Source organism: Streptomyces sp. NPDC001220 (genome assembly GCF_053597895.1).
Map to the genome: position 1 here is coordinate 184,155 of NZ_JBSFJE010000011.1, position 15,391 is coordinate 199,545.

A 15,391-nucleotide genomic window follows, 5' to 3' on the forward strand; every position below is an offset into this window, starting at 1 on the left:
GTGTCGTATGTGAGCGTCAGCGCTGGGCGGCGGCGATGGATTCCCGGGCCTTGGCGGCCACGTTCTCGGCGGTGAAGCCGAACTCGCGGAAGAGCACCTTGCCGTCGGCGGAAGCACCGAAGTGCTCCAGGGAAACGATGCGGCCGGCGTCCCCGACGTACTTGTGCCAGGTGAGGCCGATACCCGCCTCGACCGACACCCGCGCCCTGACGGACGGCGGCAGCACGCTGTCCCGGTACCCCTGGTCCTGCTCCTCGAACCACTCCACGCAGGGCATGGAGACGACCCGGGTGGGTACGCCGTCGGCCTCCAGCTGCTCGCGCGCCTCGACGGCGACGTGCACCTCGGAGCCGGTGGCGATGAGGATGACCTCGGGGGTGCCGTTCGACGCCTCGAAGAGGACGTAACCGCCCTTGACCGTGTCCTCGTTGGACTCGTACACCGGCACGCCCTGGCGGGTCAGCGCCAGGCCGTGCGGAGCGCCCTTGCCGAAGACCTTGGTGTAGCGCCTGAGGATCTCGCGCCAGGCGATGGCGGTCTCGTTGGCGTCCGCCGGGCGGACCACGTTCAGACCGGGGATGGCGCGCAGCGAGGCGAGGTGCTCGACCGGCTGGTGCGTCGGGCCGTCCTCGCCGAGACCGATGGAATCGTGCGTCCACACGTACGTCACCGGCAGGTGCATCAGCGCCGACAGCCGCACGGAGTTGCGCATGTAGTCGGAGAAGACGAGGAACGTACCGCCGTAGACACGGGTGTTGCCGTGCAGGGTGATGCCGTTCATCTCCGCGGCCATGGAGTGCTCGCGGATACCGAAGTGGATGGTGCGGCCGTAGGGGTTCGCACCCGGCAGCGGGTTGTCCGCCGGCAGGAACGAGCTGTCCTTGTCGATGGTCGTGTTGTTCGACCCGGCGAGGTCGGCGGAACCGCCCCACAGCTCCGGGATCACGGCACCGAGCGCCTGGAGCACCTTGCCGGAGGCCGCGCGGGTCGCGACGCCCTTGCCGGGCTCGAAGACCGGGATCTTCTCCTCCCAGCCCTTGGGCAGCTCGCCCGCGGCGATGCGGTCGAAGTCGGCGGCCCGCTCGGCGTTGCTGTCGCGCCACAGCTGGAACGACTTCTCCCACTCGGCCTTCGCGGCCGCGCCGCGCTCGCCCGCCTGGCGGGTGTGGGCGATGACCTCCTCGGCGACGTCGAAGCTCTTCTCCGGGTCGAAGCCGAGGACGCGCTTGGTGGCCGCGACCTCGTCCGCGCCGAGCGCCGAGCCGTGGGCGGCCTCGGTGTTCTGCGCGTTCGGGGCGGGCCAGGCGATGATCGAGCGCATCGCGATGAAGGACGGCTTGTCCGTCACCTTCTTCGCGGCCTCGATCGCGTTGTAGATGGCGTGCGGGTCCAGGTCGCCGTCCGGCTGCGGGGCGATGCGCTGGACGTGCCAGCCGTACGCCTCGAAGCGCTTGACGGTGTCCTCGGAGACGGCCGTCTCGGTGTCGCCCTCGATCGAGATGTGGTTGTCGTCCCACAGCAGGACCAGGTTGCCGAGCTTCTGGTGGCCGGCCATCGAGGACGCCTCGGCGGAGATGCCCTCCTGGAGGCAGCCGTCACCGGCGATGCAGTAGATGAAGTGGTCGAAGGGGGACTCGCCCTGCGGCGCGTCCGGGTCGAACAGGCCGCGCTCGTAGCGGGCGGCCATGGCCATGCCGACGGCGTTGGCGACACCCTGGCCGAGCGGTCCCGTGGTGGTCTCCACGCCCTTGGTGTGGCCGTACTCCGGGTGGCCCGGGGTCTTCGAGCCCCAGGTCCGGAAGGACTCCAGGTCTTCCAGCTCCAGGCCGAAGCCGGCCAGGTAGAGCTGCGTGTAGAGGGTCAGCGACGAGTGACCGGCGGACAGCACGAAACGGTCGCGGCCCACCCAGTCGGGGTCGGACGGGTCGTGCCGCATCACCTTCTGGAAGAGGGTGTACGCGGCCGGCGCCAGGCTCATCGCCGTACCCGGATGGCCGTTGCCGACCTTCTGTACGGCGTCGGCGGCCAGGACGCGGGCGGTGTCGACGGCCCGCTGGTCCAACTCGGTCCAGTCGAGGTCTGTGGTGGTCGGCTTGGTGCTCACCCTGGGTCAGGGCTCCTCTCCACATGTTCGGTTACCGGTCCACGGGCACACGCCCGCACCGGCTGCCGGTGCACTGGGTGCCCACCGGCCGCTGTCGAGCCTACCCCCGTAAGGACGTGCGTTTTTTCGAGTGTTTCCAGACTGCCGGGCCTTGCGGGGATCCGCCTCCCGACTGGCCGAGAAGGCATTCGGCACATGAATACGGAACCGCTCATCTGACTGCTCAACCGAGCCCCCGTCCCCCTCTTCCGAGACGCCCCCCAACACGACCCCACCCCCGCGAAGGTCGGGGTATGGGCAACGTCTAAAGTGGCGTGGTACGCGCGAGCCTTTACCGTGAGTTCACACGGCGGGGCTCGCTGGGAGTCTCTGTCAGGGGTGTGCGTGACGGCCGTCGAATCCCGTCCAGCGGGGGTACTCGGTGCGAGCGAGAGCCCGAGTCACCGGCCGTTCGGGGCCCGTGTCAAAGCTTTCGTGGCGCTGACCAAGCCGCGGATCATCGAGCTGTTGCTCATCACCACCGTTCCGGTGATGTTCCTGGCGCAGCAGGGTGTGCCCGACCTGACGCTGGTGCTGCTCACCTGTGTCGGCGGCTACCTCTCGGCGGGCGGTGCCAACGCGCTGAACATGTACATCGACCGGGACATCGACGCGCTGATGGACCGGACCTCGCAGCGTCCGCTGGTGACCGGCATGGTCAGCCCGCGCGAATGCCTCGCCTTCGGCATCACCCTGGCGATCGGCTCCACGCTGCTGTTCGGCTTCACCGTCAACTGGCTGAGCGCCTGGCTGTCACTCGGAGCACTGCTCTTCTACGTCGTCGTCTACACGATGATCCTCAAGCGCCGTACCTCGCAGAACATCGTCTGGGGTGGCATCGCCGGCTGTCTGCCGGTGCTGATCGGCTGGTCGGCCGTCAAGGACTCCATGTCGTGGGCGCCGGTCATCCTCTTCCTCGTCATGTTCTTCTGGACACCGCCGCACTACTGGCCGCTGTCCATGAAGGTGAAGGACGACTACGCGCGCGTGGGCGTGCCGATGCTGCCGGTGGTCGCCTCCAACAAGGTGGTCGCCAAGCAGATCGTCATCTACAGCTGGGTGATGGTCGCGGTCTCGCTGCTCCTCACCCCCCTCGGCTACACGGGCTGGTTCTACACGCTCGTCGCCCTGGTGGCGGGCGGCTGGTGGCTCTGGGAGGCGCACGCGCTCCAGAACCGTGCGAAGGCCGAGGCGACGGGCGGGAAGCTCAAGGAGATGCGGCTGTTCCACTGGTCCATCACCTATGTGTCGCTGCTGTTCGTGGCGGTGGCCGTGGACCCCTTCCTGCACTGACCCACGCGGGCCCACATCACACCGCCCTGCCCTCGCCAGTCGATCTACTCGTGAGTAGCATCCTGCTCATGGCAGACACGCAGCAGGTTGACCAGAAGGCCGAGCGCAAGGTCGCGCGCCTCGCCAGGCAGATCAGCACCTTCGCCAAGGCCCACGGCGGCGCCGAGGGCCAGGTGGCCCACATCGGCGAACGCGGCGCGCGGATCGTCCTCGTGGGTGAGGACGGCGGCTGGGGCGACCTGGTGGCCCCGAGCACCGAGATCGCCCGGCAGGCGGTGGAAAAGGCGGGCATCACCGTCCACGAGTCCTTCGACGGCGAGTTCGCGGCGAAGGTCCGGACCGGCCCGTACGAGTGGAAGCGGATGGCCGGCATTCAGATCGGCGGCTGAGACAACGCGCCCCGGCAGGGGCGCGGGGCTCTACCGATGCGCGGCTCCACCGCGTGAGCGCGATCAGCCCCACCGGTCGGCTGCCGAAGACGCCCGCGCACCGCGGCCGGCCCTCACCGGTCGGCTGCCGAAGAACGCCCGCGCGCTGCGGTCGGCCCTCATCGGTCGGCTGCCGGAGACGCCCGCGCACTGCGGTCGGCCCTCACCGGTCGGCTGCCGAAGAACGCCCGCGCGCTGCGGTCGGCCCTCATCGGTCGGCTGCCGGAGACGCCCGCGCGCTGCGGTCGGCCCTCATCGGTCGGCTGCCGGAGACGCCCGCGCACCGCGGCCGGCCCTCACCGGTCGGCTGCCGAAGAACGCCCGCGCACCGCGGCCGGCCCTCCCCGGTCGGCCGCCGAAGTACGCCCGCGCACCGCGACCTCCTTCCCGGTTCACCCGTTAAGACGGTATGCAGCCGTCCACGGGGGAGCCCGGATGATCGAAACGCCGTCTCTGGTGGACCAGTACTGCCACGGAGTGCTGCGTACGGAGCTCGGCCTGGGAACCTTCGAGGCCCAGCTCGCCCGCACCGAAGGCCCTCCGGCCCCCGGCACCACCCTGTTCGACACCCAGACCGGTTTCGCGGTACGGCGCTGGTGCCCCCCGCTCCTCGGCCTGGAACCCCACTGTCCGCCCGCCCGCTACCTGGCCCGGCGCCGTGAACTCGGCGTCCTGGAGGCGGGCCGCCGGCTGCTGCGCGGCAGCGGCATCACCACCTACCTCGTCGACACCGGCCTCCCCGGCGACCTCACCGGCACCGCCGAGATGGCCTCCACCGGGGCCGCCGAGGCGCGGGAGATCGTCCGCCTGGAGCTGCTGGCCGAACAGGTCGCCGACACCTCCGGCACCGTCGAGTCCTTCCTCGCCAACCTCGCCGAGTCCGTGCACGGCGCGGCGGCGAACGCGGTCGCCTTCACCTCCGTCGCCGGACTGCGGCACGGCCTCGCCCTGGCCCCCGAGCCGCCCGGACCCGGTGAGGTGAGAGGCGCCGCGGGCCGCTGGCTGGCCGGCCGCCGGGTCGGCGGCGAGCTGACCGACCCGGTTCTCCTGCGGCACCTGCTGTGGATCGCCGTCGCCTCCGGTCTCCCGCTCCAGCTGCACGCGGGCCTCGGCGAGCCCGGCGCCCGGATCGACCGTACCGACCCGGTCCTGCTGACCGACTTCGTCCGGGCCACCGCGGGCCTGGGCACCGACCTGGTCCTGCTGCACGGCTACCCGTACCACCGCCACGCCGCCCACCTGGCCGGCGTCTTCCCGCACGTGTACGCCGACTCGGGCGCTGCCCTGGTGCGTACCGGCGCACGGGCCGCGACGATCCTCGCCGAGATCCTGGAACTGGCCCCCTTCGGCAAGATCCTCTTCTCCAGCGGCGCCCACGGCCTGCCCGAACTGCATGTCGTCGGCGCCCGCCTCTTCCGTGAGTCCCTCGCCCGGGTCCTCGGCGGCTGGGTCGCCGAGGACGCCTGGTCGCTGGGCGACGCGCAGCGCGTGGCCAGGCTGATCGCGGCGGGGAACGCGAAACGCGTGTACGGGCTGGGGTGACCTGTACAGACTGGGTGCATGGACACCGAGACGTTACTGACCCGGTTCGTCGGTGAACTGTCGGCGCTGGACCCGGTCGCCGTCTGGGCGCACGGCTCGCTCGCCGCCGGTGACTACCAGGAGGGCCGCAGCGACCTGGACCTGATCGCGGTGCTGCCGGGGCCGGTGACCCCGGCCGTCGTATGGGGGGTCGGCGTGGCACACGCCCGGCTGCGCGCGCTGCCGCTCGCCACCGTCCTGCACTGCACCTATCTGACCCCGTCGACCGCGGCCGATCCCGCCCGGCGCCATCTGACCTGGGCGTACGAGCAGCTCTTCAAACGGCCGGTCAGTCCGGTGACCCGGCGTGAGCTGCACGCCTTCGGGCGGGTGCTGCACGGGAAGGCGCCCGGCGGGCTGCTGCCGCCGGTGACGGACCGGGAACTCGGCGACTTCGTCGTCCGTGAACTGCGGGACTACTGGCGGCCCGCAGTCGGCAAGGCCCCGCTGTGGACGCGGGACGTCTGGGTCGACGTCGGGATGACCACGTTCGCCCGTGCCACGGTCACCGCGCGCGAGGGCCGCCTGATCTCCAAACGCGAGGCGCTGGACCTGCTGCCCGGTCTCGGGGCGCCCGTCGAGGTCGTCGAGGACATCCGCAGCCGCCGTTACGCCGACCCCGCCCCGCCCGCCGGGGAGTGGACGGCCCGCCGGGCCCGGCTGACCCGGGACTACTTGGGCCCGGCGATCGAGGCGCTCACGGCGTCGTACGACTGAGCGGGCACCTCGGCCGTCACCTCGGCGCGTTCCCGCAGGGAGAGCAGAACACGCAACACGCCGATCCACACCAGGCAGGAGCCGAACATGTGGAGGCCCACCAGGATCGTGGGCAGGTGCGTGAAGTACTGGACGTAACCGATCACGCCCTGGCCGAGCAGGATCAGGAAGAGGTCACGGGTGCGGTCGCGCGGGCCCTGCGGGGCGTTGACGCCCCGCAGGAAGAACCAGAGCGCGAAGGTCAGCGACACCACGATCCAGGCCAGCACCGCGTGCAGTTCGGCGACGCCCTCCCAGCTGACGTCGATGCGCTCCACCTCGCCCGAGTCGCCCGGGTGCGGTCCCGCGCCGGTCACCACCGTGCCCACCGCGATGAGCAGCAGCGACACGGTCAGCAGGGCCCACACCAGTTGCTGCACGGCCCTGCCGACCAGCGGGCGCGGCGCGCCGTCGCCCTCGCGGGTGCGCTGCCACATCAGGGCGGCGACCGTGATGAGGGCGGTCGCCAGCAGGAAGTGCGCGGCGACGGTGTACGGGTTGAGGCCGACGAGCACCACGACGCCGCCGAGGATCGCGTTGCCCATCACGATCCAGAACTGCGCCCAGCCCAGCCGCGTCAGGCCGCGCCGGTACGGCTTCTCGGAACGGGCGGCGATGATCGCCCAGCCGACCGCCGCGCACAGCACGTAGGTCAGCATGCGGTTCGTGAACTCGATGGCGCTGTGGTAGCTCAGCGCGGTCGTCGGGGTCAGCGAGCCGTCGGTGCACTCGGGCCAGGTCGGACAGCCGAGGCCGGAGCCGGTGAGCCGGACCGCGCCGCCGGTGACCACGATGACCACCGACATCACGAGGGCGGCGAGGGCCGCGCGCCGGACGGTCCGGGGATCCGGGGTCCAGCGGTCGGCGATGAAGGCGAGCGGGTTGCGCACGGCCGCTACGGCATCGGCGGGGGTCAGCTTTGGCACGTCCCCCATCGTAGGGCGCCGCTTGTGCATGAATTCACGTGGGTCGGTGATCCGCCGACCGCGTCGTGGATCCCGGCGGCGGACCGGGCAGGTGCCGGCGCCGCCCGGTCACCCGTCGGCGCTCCGCGTCACCTCCCTGATGTGGGCGGCACTTCGGCGCAGCCCGGCCGCGGTCGCGTCGTCGGGGGCACAGCGGGCCAGCCGCTCGTACACCGCGACGAGAACGGGATGGCAGGGGCCCAGACGCTCCTCGAAGATGGTCCTGGCCCTGTCCAGGATCTCCCAGGCATCGCACTCGTGGCCGGTGGCCAGCCGGACCTTCCGGCCCGGGGGACCCGCGACCAGCAGGACCTCGCCGAGGCGCGAGAGCGTCTTGGCCCGGTACGGGTGGTCCTCCTTGTAGGCGCTGACATAGATGGCCTCCGCTTTGAGGAGGTCCTTCTCCGCTTCCTTCGCCCGGCCCTGGGCCAGGCGCAGCGATCCGCGTTTGTTCAGACAGGCCGCGTACTTGTGGTTCTCCGCCTCCCGGCGTTTGCGGTGCTGGTCCACGGCCTGGGACAACAACTGATCCGCCTCCTGCAGCGTCCGGGCGGCACCTCGGAGCAGGCGCAGGCGCAGAAAGGGCGCGCGGGTCTCCCTGGCGAGGGCGCGGGTGGCCTCGCCGCGACGTCGCACCACGTCGGCCAGAAACTTCTCGACCTGGGCCGTCTCGAAGTTGTCACTCTCCGGGTTGGACGGAAAACGGGAGAGGGCCAGCCGGAGATGCTCCTCGGAGGCCTGAAGGTTCCCCCGGTCCTGCTCCACGATCCCCCTGCAGAAGACGAGCTCGGCGCGGAAGAGCCTGTGCTCGGGCGGCTCCTCGCCGTCCTGGGCCGGAATCAGGGTCTCGGCCCTGTCGTAGTGCTGGAGCGCCCGGCAAAGGTGCCCCGCGTTGCGCTGGATCTGGCCCAGCCTCATCTCGGTGCGTGCCCGGTCGAGCCCCAGCCACTGCAGGCCCCCCTCCCGGAACAGTCCCATCGCCTGGGTGACGGATCGTACGGCCTCCGCGAACTTGACTCGCTCGCGCAGGACGTCCGCCCGCAGGAGCAGACACTCGGCGTGCAGCCGCAGCAACCCCGAGCGCTCCTCGTCGGTCGCGCAGCGCGCCAACGTGGCCACGCAGTCCTCGTGCAGCGCGCCGCACTCCTTCTCGGCGGCCTCCAGATCGGCCAGCCGGTACTTCTGGCGTGCCACGTCCAGCAGCGCCTCGATGCGCGCCCGGTCGCCGCCGATCCCGCTCGCCCGTATCGCGGCCTCGTGCGCGTAGTAGGACAGGACGTCCCGCTGGTACACGCCGCGGTGTTCCTGGTAGTCCCCCGCCTGGTGCATCAGGCGTGCCAGCGCCTCGCGGGCCGAGGTGTCGCCGTGCGGGTCGGTGGCCCACGCGCCGTCTTCCTCGATGGCTCTTCGGATGGCCTGGACATGCGGCATCAGGCGCTCTCTGCCGATCTCGCCGTCGGCCTGGTCGGACGATGCGCTGGACGCCTGCGCGAAGGCGGCCTCCACCACCCGGACGATGGTCTGCGACCACATGGCACGTGCCGCGGCGTCCATGCCTTCCTTCACGGATCGCTGGATCTGCAGGTGCATGCTGTAGTGGCCGGAGTCGCCATGGCCGGTCCTGCCGACGCTGAGCAGCCAGCGGTCGCCGAGCAGCTTCGTCACCTTGGCGAAGCTGTGTTCCTCCGCCAGCAGTACCCGCAGGGACGGCGGCACCAGCGGCCGGAACTGAGGATCGCGCAGCAGCTGCCGAGGGATCCCCTCGGGGGCCAGGAACGCGCACAGACGCAGCAGGTCCTGGGCCCTGGGCTCCTGGTCGACGACCCGCGCGATGGCGAGCCCGATCGTGGCGTCCGCGTCGGTTCCGATGCTCGGGCGCTCCCGCAGCTTGCGCAGGTAGTCCTTGGCCGGCACGCCTTCCGCGTTGATGTAACTGCCGGCCTGGACGAGGGAGAGCGGCAACCAGCCGAGGGCGCTGCCCAGTTCGTCCAGCACCCGGGTGGCGTCGGCGTCGTCCGTTCCGGTGTCCTGGGAGCTGATCCGCGCCTGCAGGAGGACCAGTCCGTCCTCGGGGCCGAGCTGACGCAGCCCCACCCTCTCCGCCGTGATGTCGTACTTCTCCAGGACGTTGATCACCTGAGTGGTGATGACCACCGCGCCCGAGACATCCGTGGGCAGGAGGAAGGGACGCATGTCCTCCCGCTCGCTGCGCAGCGGCCCCAGGCTTCGGTCCTGCACGTCGTCGTACACCAGCAGCCAGTCCGGCTCCTCGCGCAGCCGGCTCCACAGCCGGTTGAGGACCACACTCTTCGATTCGTGCCCGGGGACGTCGAGAAAGGCCGCCAGCTCCAGGAGCTGGCTGGTGAGGAGTCCGTACGTCGATGCCCTGAGCCACCAGACGAGGGCTCCGGTCTCGTCCCACCGCCTCTTGGCGAAGTGCGCCGCCAGTTCTGTCTTGCCGACACCGCCCATACCGTGGATCACGCAGACCCGTAACGTGCCGGGGTTGTCCTCCTGGAGTCCCAACTTGGCGGCGACGCTTAGGAGTTCCTCGTCCCGGCCGACGAACGGCTCGGAACGGCTGGGGATTTTCAGATGGGATGTACGAGGCTCGGTTCTGGGACGATGGACGCCGTAGTAGCCCGACAGCGCGGCCACCCCGCCCAGCACGCCGGCGGAGGTGGCGAGAGACAGGAGGGTCGCGCCGTGAGTGTCCTGTGCGATCACGGACAGAAAGGCCGCCCCGGCGGCGGTGGCATAGCTCAGGGCGACCTTGATCCGCCGGCGCGTGACAAGTGACCGGCTTCTGTAACTGAGTGCCATGGCGCCTCCCCCGAAACCGCCCGCAGTACTGTCCATTGTCCCCGTTGGCCGTCTGCGCGAACAGAGAGTGGCACGAGGTCGGCCGGGGACCACCCGACCTCTTGCGTGGCGGCCCGTGTCCGCCGAGTTCCGCACAGTGGCCCAACACCCGGAGGTGTGGTGGTTCGGCAGCAGGCAACCCCAGGTCAGGACGGCGAAGTGAGCGAGGGACCGCACATCGGGCTCGTGCATTGGGCGTTCCCGCCCTGCGTGGGAGGAGTGGAGACGCATCTGTGGTCGTACGCGCGGGCTCTGACGGCCAGAGGCCTCAGGGTCACCGTCTTCACCGGGACCGCGGGGGCGCGGTCACCGGGTGACGGGATCCGCGTCCGGCAGCACCGGCTGCTGGATCTGTCCCGCCCGCACCGGCAGGGCGTCGCAGCCGTGCACGAGATGCGGGACTGGTTCCGTGCCGAACTCGCCGCGCCGGGGGACGGGATCCGCCTGGTGCACGGTCATAACCTGCACCAGTTCTCCGCGGTTCCGGCCCGGGCACTGCGGCTGCTCAAGGACGAGCTGGGGCTGGTGCTGCCGCACACCTACCACAATCTCAGGCGCCATCCGGAGGACGAGCGGATGGCCAGGGAATGCGCCGTGTGGGACACCCACCACGCGGTGTCGGACTTTCTGGCGGGGGAGTGCGCCGACGTGCTCGCACAACCGGTCAGCCGCACCTACCTGGGCGTCGACACCAGTGCCTTTCTCGACATCCCCGAACTGGACGAGACCGGTGGGCGGCCCATCGTGCTGCTGCCGGCTCGTCTCGTCCCCAACAAGGGGGCCGAACTCGCCATTCTCATGGTGCGCGACATCATCGCCCGTGGTCGGCGCCTCTCGCCGGAGGGCCCCGTGGTGCGGCCCCGGCTGGTGCTGACCAATCCCTCCACCACGGTGGACTTCCGTCACGAGGCCGAGGGCTTCCGGGTACGTCTGCGTCGGCTGATCCATGAGTGCGGTCTGGAGGAAGGGCCGGGCAAGGACGTCGAGTTCAGGGAGGCCGGCGTGGACGACATGCGCAAGCTGTACGAGGAGGCCGCGGTCGTGGTGTACCCGTCGCGGTTCGCGGAGCCCATGGGGCTCGCCCCGCTGGAGGCCATGTGCGCGGCTCGTCCGGTGGTCGCCATGGGGGTGGGGGGCCTCGGCGAGAGTGGAGGCATCCTGGTCGCACCCGGTGTGGGGGAGAGTGAGGAGACGCTGGCCGCCAGGTTCGCGGACGAGGTGTGGCGGCTGCTCGGCGAGCCGTCGCTGGCTCGGCGGATCGGGGCCGCGGGACGCGCCCATGTACGTGCGCACTTCGATCTGGGGCACGTCCATGTGGAGCCGATGCTCGACGAGTACCGGCGTCTGCTGGCCATGCCGGCATAGCCGGGGCCGCCTGTCACCGAGGGGGAGGGGCGGCGCGCGGGTCCGTTTCGCGCACCGCCCCGGCCCGAATCAGCGGTTCTCCACCCGCCATCCCGTGGGGAGCCCGGAGCACTTGCCCTCGCCGGCCGCGGTGACCTCCACGTCCAGGGTGTGCCCGGCGAGCACCAGCCCCTCCACCAGGAGCGGTGCCGGATGGGCGGGGTCGACGGTGAGGACGCGTCGGGCGGCGTCGGGCCGCAGCCCGAGCAGAGCCGTCAGCAGCGCCACTCCCGACGCCGCCGACCAGCCCTGCGGCCGGCAGGTGGCCGGGTAGGGCAGCGGAGGCGGGGAGGCCGGCTCCCGTGTCTCACCGCCGTAGAGCTCGGGCATCCGGTGGTCGAAGTGCGTCGACGCGTCGAGCAGTCCCTCGGCCAGCACCAGCGCTTCCCGGCGATGCCCGGTGGCGCACAGACCGTGTACGGCGATGGCGGTGTCGTGCGTCCACACGGCGCCGCCGTGGTAGCTGAACGGATTGAAGCCGGGCACCTCCGCCGAGCGGCTGCGCAGTCCCCAGCCCGAACTCAGCCCCGGCGCCGCCAGCCAGGCCGCGACATCCCGGCTCCCGGCGGCGTCGATGATGCCCGTCGCCAGCAGGTGTCCCATGTTCGAGGCGGCGCCGGTCACGGGCTGCCCCTTCTCGCCCACCGCCACGGCCGGATAGCGGGCGGCCGGCCCCAAGGCGGCCGGGACCCAGAACAACTCGGCGAAGGCCTTGCGCAGGGAACCGGCCCAGTCCCGCAGCTCCTCGGCCTGGCCGTGACGGCCCCGGTGCTCCAGCAGCCCGGCCAGACCTACCGCGGCCTCGTACGCGTATCCCTGGACCTCACACACCGCCAGGGGCGGCCCCACGTGCCGCCCTTCGGCGTCGCGCACCGCGTCGGCGCTGTCCTTCCAGGACTGGTGGCGCAGCCCCCCGGAGCGGGAGTGGTAGCGCAGCAGGCCGTAATCGTCCCGCCGGCAGCTCTGCCGGACCCAGTCCATCGCGCGCTCCGCGGCGGGCAGCAGGGCATCGACGTCGGCATCGGGCATGCCCCAGTTCCATGCGTCGACGAGCAGGGTGACGAACAGGGGCGTGGCGTCGACGGAGCCGTAGTAACGAGAGGGAAGGCGCAGTCCGTGGCCGTGTTCGGCATCGGCTGGCCGCAACTCGTGCAGGATCCGGCCCGGGGCCTCCTCACGGAAGAGATGGTTCTCGGTGCCCTGACGCCGGGCGAGGGCCCACAGAGTGCCACGGGCCAGACCGGTGCCCAGCGGCAGCATCATCCGGGCCGACCAGATCGAGTCGCGGCCGAAGAGTGTGAGGAACCAGGGGCAGCCGGCGGCGACGAACTGGTCCTCGGGACCGCCGACGTCGGTGCGCAGCGGGTCGGCGAGCCGCAGGGCGTCGAGATCCCGGAGCCCTGTGCGGACGAGTTCGACCAGGCGGACGTCGCCGCGCACGGTCGGCTCGGCCCAGGGGGCGGGGGTGCGCGGGGCCACGGGATGACCCACCGGCGCGGTGTCCGCGCCGCCGGTCACGGCGAGCCGGACCGTCCAGACCGAGTTCGCCGGGAGGAGCACCGCGCGCCAGGCGAGGGAGCCCTCCTCGCGGCCTGCGGAGATCTCGGGCTCGGGCCCGGACACCACCGTGACCATGGAGTGCTGCCCGCCGGACGTCCAGGACAGCGACAGCGGGCCGGCCGTGCACGCCACCGCGGGGCCTCGGTATCCGCGCTTGACGTCGGCGACGGTCACCAGATCCGTGGCGATGGTCAGCGACAGGTCCAGCCGGCGCGTCCGGGTCCCGGTGTTGCGCACCGTCAGGAGTTCTTCCCCACCGGCGGTGCGGGTCCGTTCGACCATCACCGAGGGATCGTCGGTGCCGTCCCGCGTGTACCGGTGGACCGCGGTGAACTTCACCCGGGCCGGACCCAACGGCTGCACACCGATGGGCTCGGGTTCCCGGTCGTCGACGAGGAGACGCAGTGTGTGCAGCAACCGCCGGTCGTGGTCGTAGAAGCCGTCGACACGAGCGCCTGTCAGCTGCCCGTCTCGCGGCGAGGCGGTGAAGGCCGGCGCGGTCACGCAGAGAATCACATCGTGCAGCAGCGGCTGCAGATGTTGCCTCGCGGACGGGTCCAGGGGTTCTTGCACGGGGGGTTCTTCCCCTTCTGTAGCCCTTACCGAAATGAGACACCAAGGGTGTCACCAGTGGGCTCGCCGCGGGGGTATTCGGAGACGAAAGGCGATTCGCGGGTGAGTTCCCGGCCTACTCCCAGCGGAAGAACCGACCCGCCGCTCCGAGCCCCAGCACCGCCCACACCGCCAGGATCCCCAGGTCGCCCCACGGCGTCCCGGCGCCGTGCTGGAGCACGTCCCGGAGTCCGTCCGAGAGGGCGGAGATGGGCAGCAGGCCCAGGATCTCCTGTCCGGTCGAGCCGAACCTGTCCAGCGGGACGATGACCCCGCCGCCCACGAGCAGCAGCAGGAACACCAGGTTGGCGGCGGCCAGTGTCGCCTCCGCCTTGAGGGTGCCCGCCATCAGCAGGCCGAGGCCGGAGAACGCGGCCGTGCCGAGGACCAGCAGGAGCAGGACGGCGAGCACGCCGGTAAACGTCCCGGCGCCGTGCGGGGACCAGCCGAGGGCCAGGGCGATCACCGTCAGGAGGATCACCTGGAGGACCTCGGTGACCAGGACCGAGGCCGTCTTCGCCGTCATCAGGCCCCAGCGGGGCAGCGGGGAGGAGGCGAGCCGCTTCAGGACGCCGTACCGGCGCTCGAAGCCGGTCGCGATCGCCTGGCCCGTGAAGGCCGTGGACATGATGGCGAGGGCGAGGATGCCCGGGGCCAGGAAGTCGACCGACTTCCCGGTGCCCGTGTCCACGACGTCCACCGAGCTGAACAGGACCAGCAGCAGCGTCGGGATCACGACCGTCAGCAGCAGCTGCTCACCGTTGCGCAGCAGCATCCTGGTCTCCAGGGCCGCCTGCGCCGCGATCATGCGGGGCAGCGGGGCGGCACCCGGCCGGGGGGTGTAGGTGCCCGTCGCGGTGGTCATGAGCGCAGCTCCTTGCCGGTCAGCTCCAGGAAGACGTCCTCCAGTGTGTGGCGTTCGACCGAGATGCGGTCGGGCATCACCCCGTGCTGGGCGCACCACGAGGTGACCGTCGCCAGCAGCTGGGGATTGACCTTGCCCATGACCCGGTAGGAACCCGGCGTGAGCTCGGCGGCCGCGGAGTCGGCCGGGAGCGCCTTGAGCAGCGAGCCGACGTCGAGGCCGGGGCGGCCGGAGAACCGCAGGGTGTTCTCGGCGCCGCCCTTGCACAGCTCCTCGGGGGAGCCCTGGGCGATCACCCGGCCGGCGTCGATGACGGCGACGTCGTCGGCGAGCTGCTCGGCCTCCTCCATGTAGTGGGTGGTGAGGATGACCGAAACGCCGTCGGTGCGCAGGTCCCGCACCAGGTCCCAGGTGGCCCGGCGGGCCTGCGGGTCGAGCCCGGCGGTCGGCTCGTCGAGGAACACCAGTTCCGGACGGCCCACGACGGCCATGGCCAGCGCCAGCCGCTGCTGCTGGCCGCCGGAGAGCCGGCGGTAGGACGTGCGGCCGCAGCCGCCCAGGCCCAGCCGCTCGATCAGCGCGTCCACGTCCAGCGGATGCGCGTGCAGCTTCGCCACGTGCCGCAGCATCTCGTCCGCGCGGGCGCCCGAGTAGACCCCGCCGGACTGGAGCATCACGCCCACTCTGGGACGCAGCTCGGCGGACTGACGTACGGGATCGAGGCCCAGGACGCGCACCGAGCCGGAATCCGGCCTGCGGTACCCCTCGCAGGTCTCGATCGTCGTCGTCTTGCCCGCTCCGTTGGGGCCGAGCACGGCGGTCACACCCGGGCGGGCCACCAGGTCGAGGCCGTCCACGGCGGATTTCGTGCCATACCGCTTCACCAGGTCCCGCACCTGGACCACGGGCTCACTTCGCATGG

At 71.3% G+C, this 15,391-nt stretch carries 11 protein-coding genes; 5 read left to right on the top strand and 6 right to left on the bottom strand.

What is annotated here, in order from left to right; all coding sequences use genetic code 11:
* Positions 1–16: 16 nt before the first annotated feature.
* A complete protein-coding gene (gene tkt, locus ACWDGI_RS26230) occupies positions 17–2,104 on the bottom strand; it encodes a transketolase (RefSeq protein WP_450762899.1) in 2,088 nt (695 codons plus the stop codon).
* A gap of 378 nt (positions 2,105–2,482) precedes the next feature.
* Here tkt and ACWDGI_RS26235 point away from each other — a divergent pair, with 378 nt between their 5' ends.
* From ACWDGI_RS26235 to ACWDGI_RS26250, 4 genes are all read left to right on the top strand, one after another.
* Positions 2,483–3,436: a heme o synthase gene (locus ACWDGI_RS26235; protein ID WP_450762901.1), complete on the top strand. Its 954-nt coding sequence runs from the start codon at positions 2,483–2,485 to the stop codon at positions 3,434–3,436.
* A gap of 68 nt (positions 3,437–3,504) precedes the next feature.
* On the top strand, positions 3,505–3,825 hold the full coding sequence (locus tag ACWDGI_RS26240) for a hypothetical protein (RefSeq protein ID WP_450762903.1): 321 nt from the start codon (positions 3,505–3,507) through the stop codon (positions 3,823–3,825).
* 474 nt (positions 3,826–4,299) lie between these two features.
* Positions 4,300–5,406 (top strand): amidohydrolase family protein, encoded by a 1,107-nt coding sequence (locus ACWDGI_RS26245; protein ID WP_450762905.1) that lies wholly within the window; start codon positions 4,300–4,302, stop codon positions 5,404–5,406.
* 18 nt (positions 5,407–5,424) lie between these two features.
* A complete protein-coding gene (locus tag ACWDGI_RS26250) occupies positions 5,425–6,162 on the top strand; it encodes a nucleotidyltransferase domain-containing protein (RefSeq protein ID WP_450762906.1) in 738 nt (245 codons plus the stop codon).
* Here the strand turns inward: ACWDGI_RS26250 and ACWDGI_RS26255 are convergent.
* Together ACWDGI_RS26255 and ACWDGI_RS26260 are read right to left on the bottom strand one after the other, a co-directional pair.
* Positions 6,117–7,136, bottom strand: a complete 1,020-nt coding sequence (locus tag ACWDGI_RS26255) for a COX15/CtaA family protein (protein ID WP_450762908.1) — start codon at positions 7,134–7,136, stop codon at positions 6,117–6,119. The two genes, ACWDGI_RS26250 and ACWDGI_RS26255, sit on opposite strands and share 46 nt — an antisense overlap.
* 99 nt (positions 7,137–7,235) lie before the next feature.
* Positions 7,236–9,989 (bottom strand): NB-ARC domain-containing protein, encoded by a 2,754-nt coding sequence (locus ACWDGI_RS26260; protein WP_450762910.1) that lies wholly within the window; start codon positions 9,987–9,989, stop codon positions 7,236–7,238.
* A gap of 258 nt (positions 9,990–10,247) precedes the next feature.
* Between ACWDGI_RS26260 and ACWDGI_RS26265 the strand changes: the two genes are divergently transcribed.
* Positions 10,248–11,393 carry a glycosyltransferase family 4 protein gene (locus tag ACWDGI_RS26265; RefSeq protein WP_450762912.1) on the top strand — a complete coding sequence of 382 codons (1,146 nt, stop codon included), beginning with the start codon at positions 10,248–10,250 and terminating at the stop codon, positions 11,391–11,393.
* Positions 11,394–11,462: 69 nt separating this feature from the next.
* Here ACWDGI_RS26265 and ACWDGI_RS26270 read toward each other — a convergent pair whose 3' ends face one another.
* The 3 genes from ACWDGI_RS26270 to ACWDGI_RS26280 form a co-directional block, all read right to left on the bottom strand.
* The gene (locus tag ACWDGI_RS26270; protein WP_450762914.1) at positions 11,463–13,565 is read right to left on the bottom strand and encodes a glycogen debranching N-terminal domain-containing protein; all 2,103 of its coding nucleotides are present in this window, start codon (positions 13,563–13,565) and stop codon (positions 11,463–11,465) included.
* A 115-nt stretch (positions 13,566–13,680) separates the two neighbouring features.
* Positions 13,681–14,469 (bottom strand): ABC transporter permease, encoded by a 789-nt coding sequence (locus tag ACWDGI_RS26275; RefSeq protein ID WP_450762916.1) that lies wholly within the window; start codon positions 14,467–14,469, stop codon positions 13,681–13,683.
* A complete protein-coding gene (locus ACWDGI_RS26280) occupies positions 14,466–15,389 on the bottom strand; it encodes an ABC transporter ATP-binding protein (RefSeq protein ID WP_450762918.1) in 924 nt (307 codons plus the stop codon). The genes ACWDGI_RS26275 and ACWDGI_RS26280 overlap by 4 nt, the downstream gene beginning before the upstream one ends.
* Positions 15,390–15,391 lie beyond the last annotated feature (2 nt).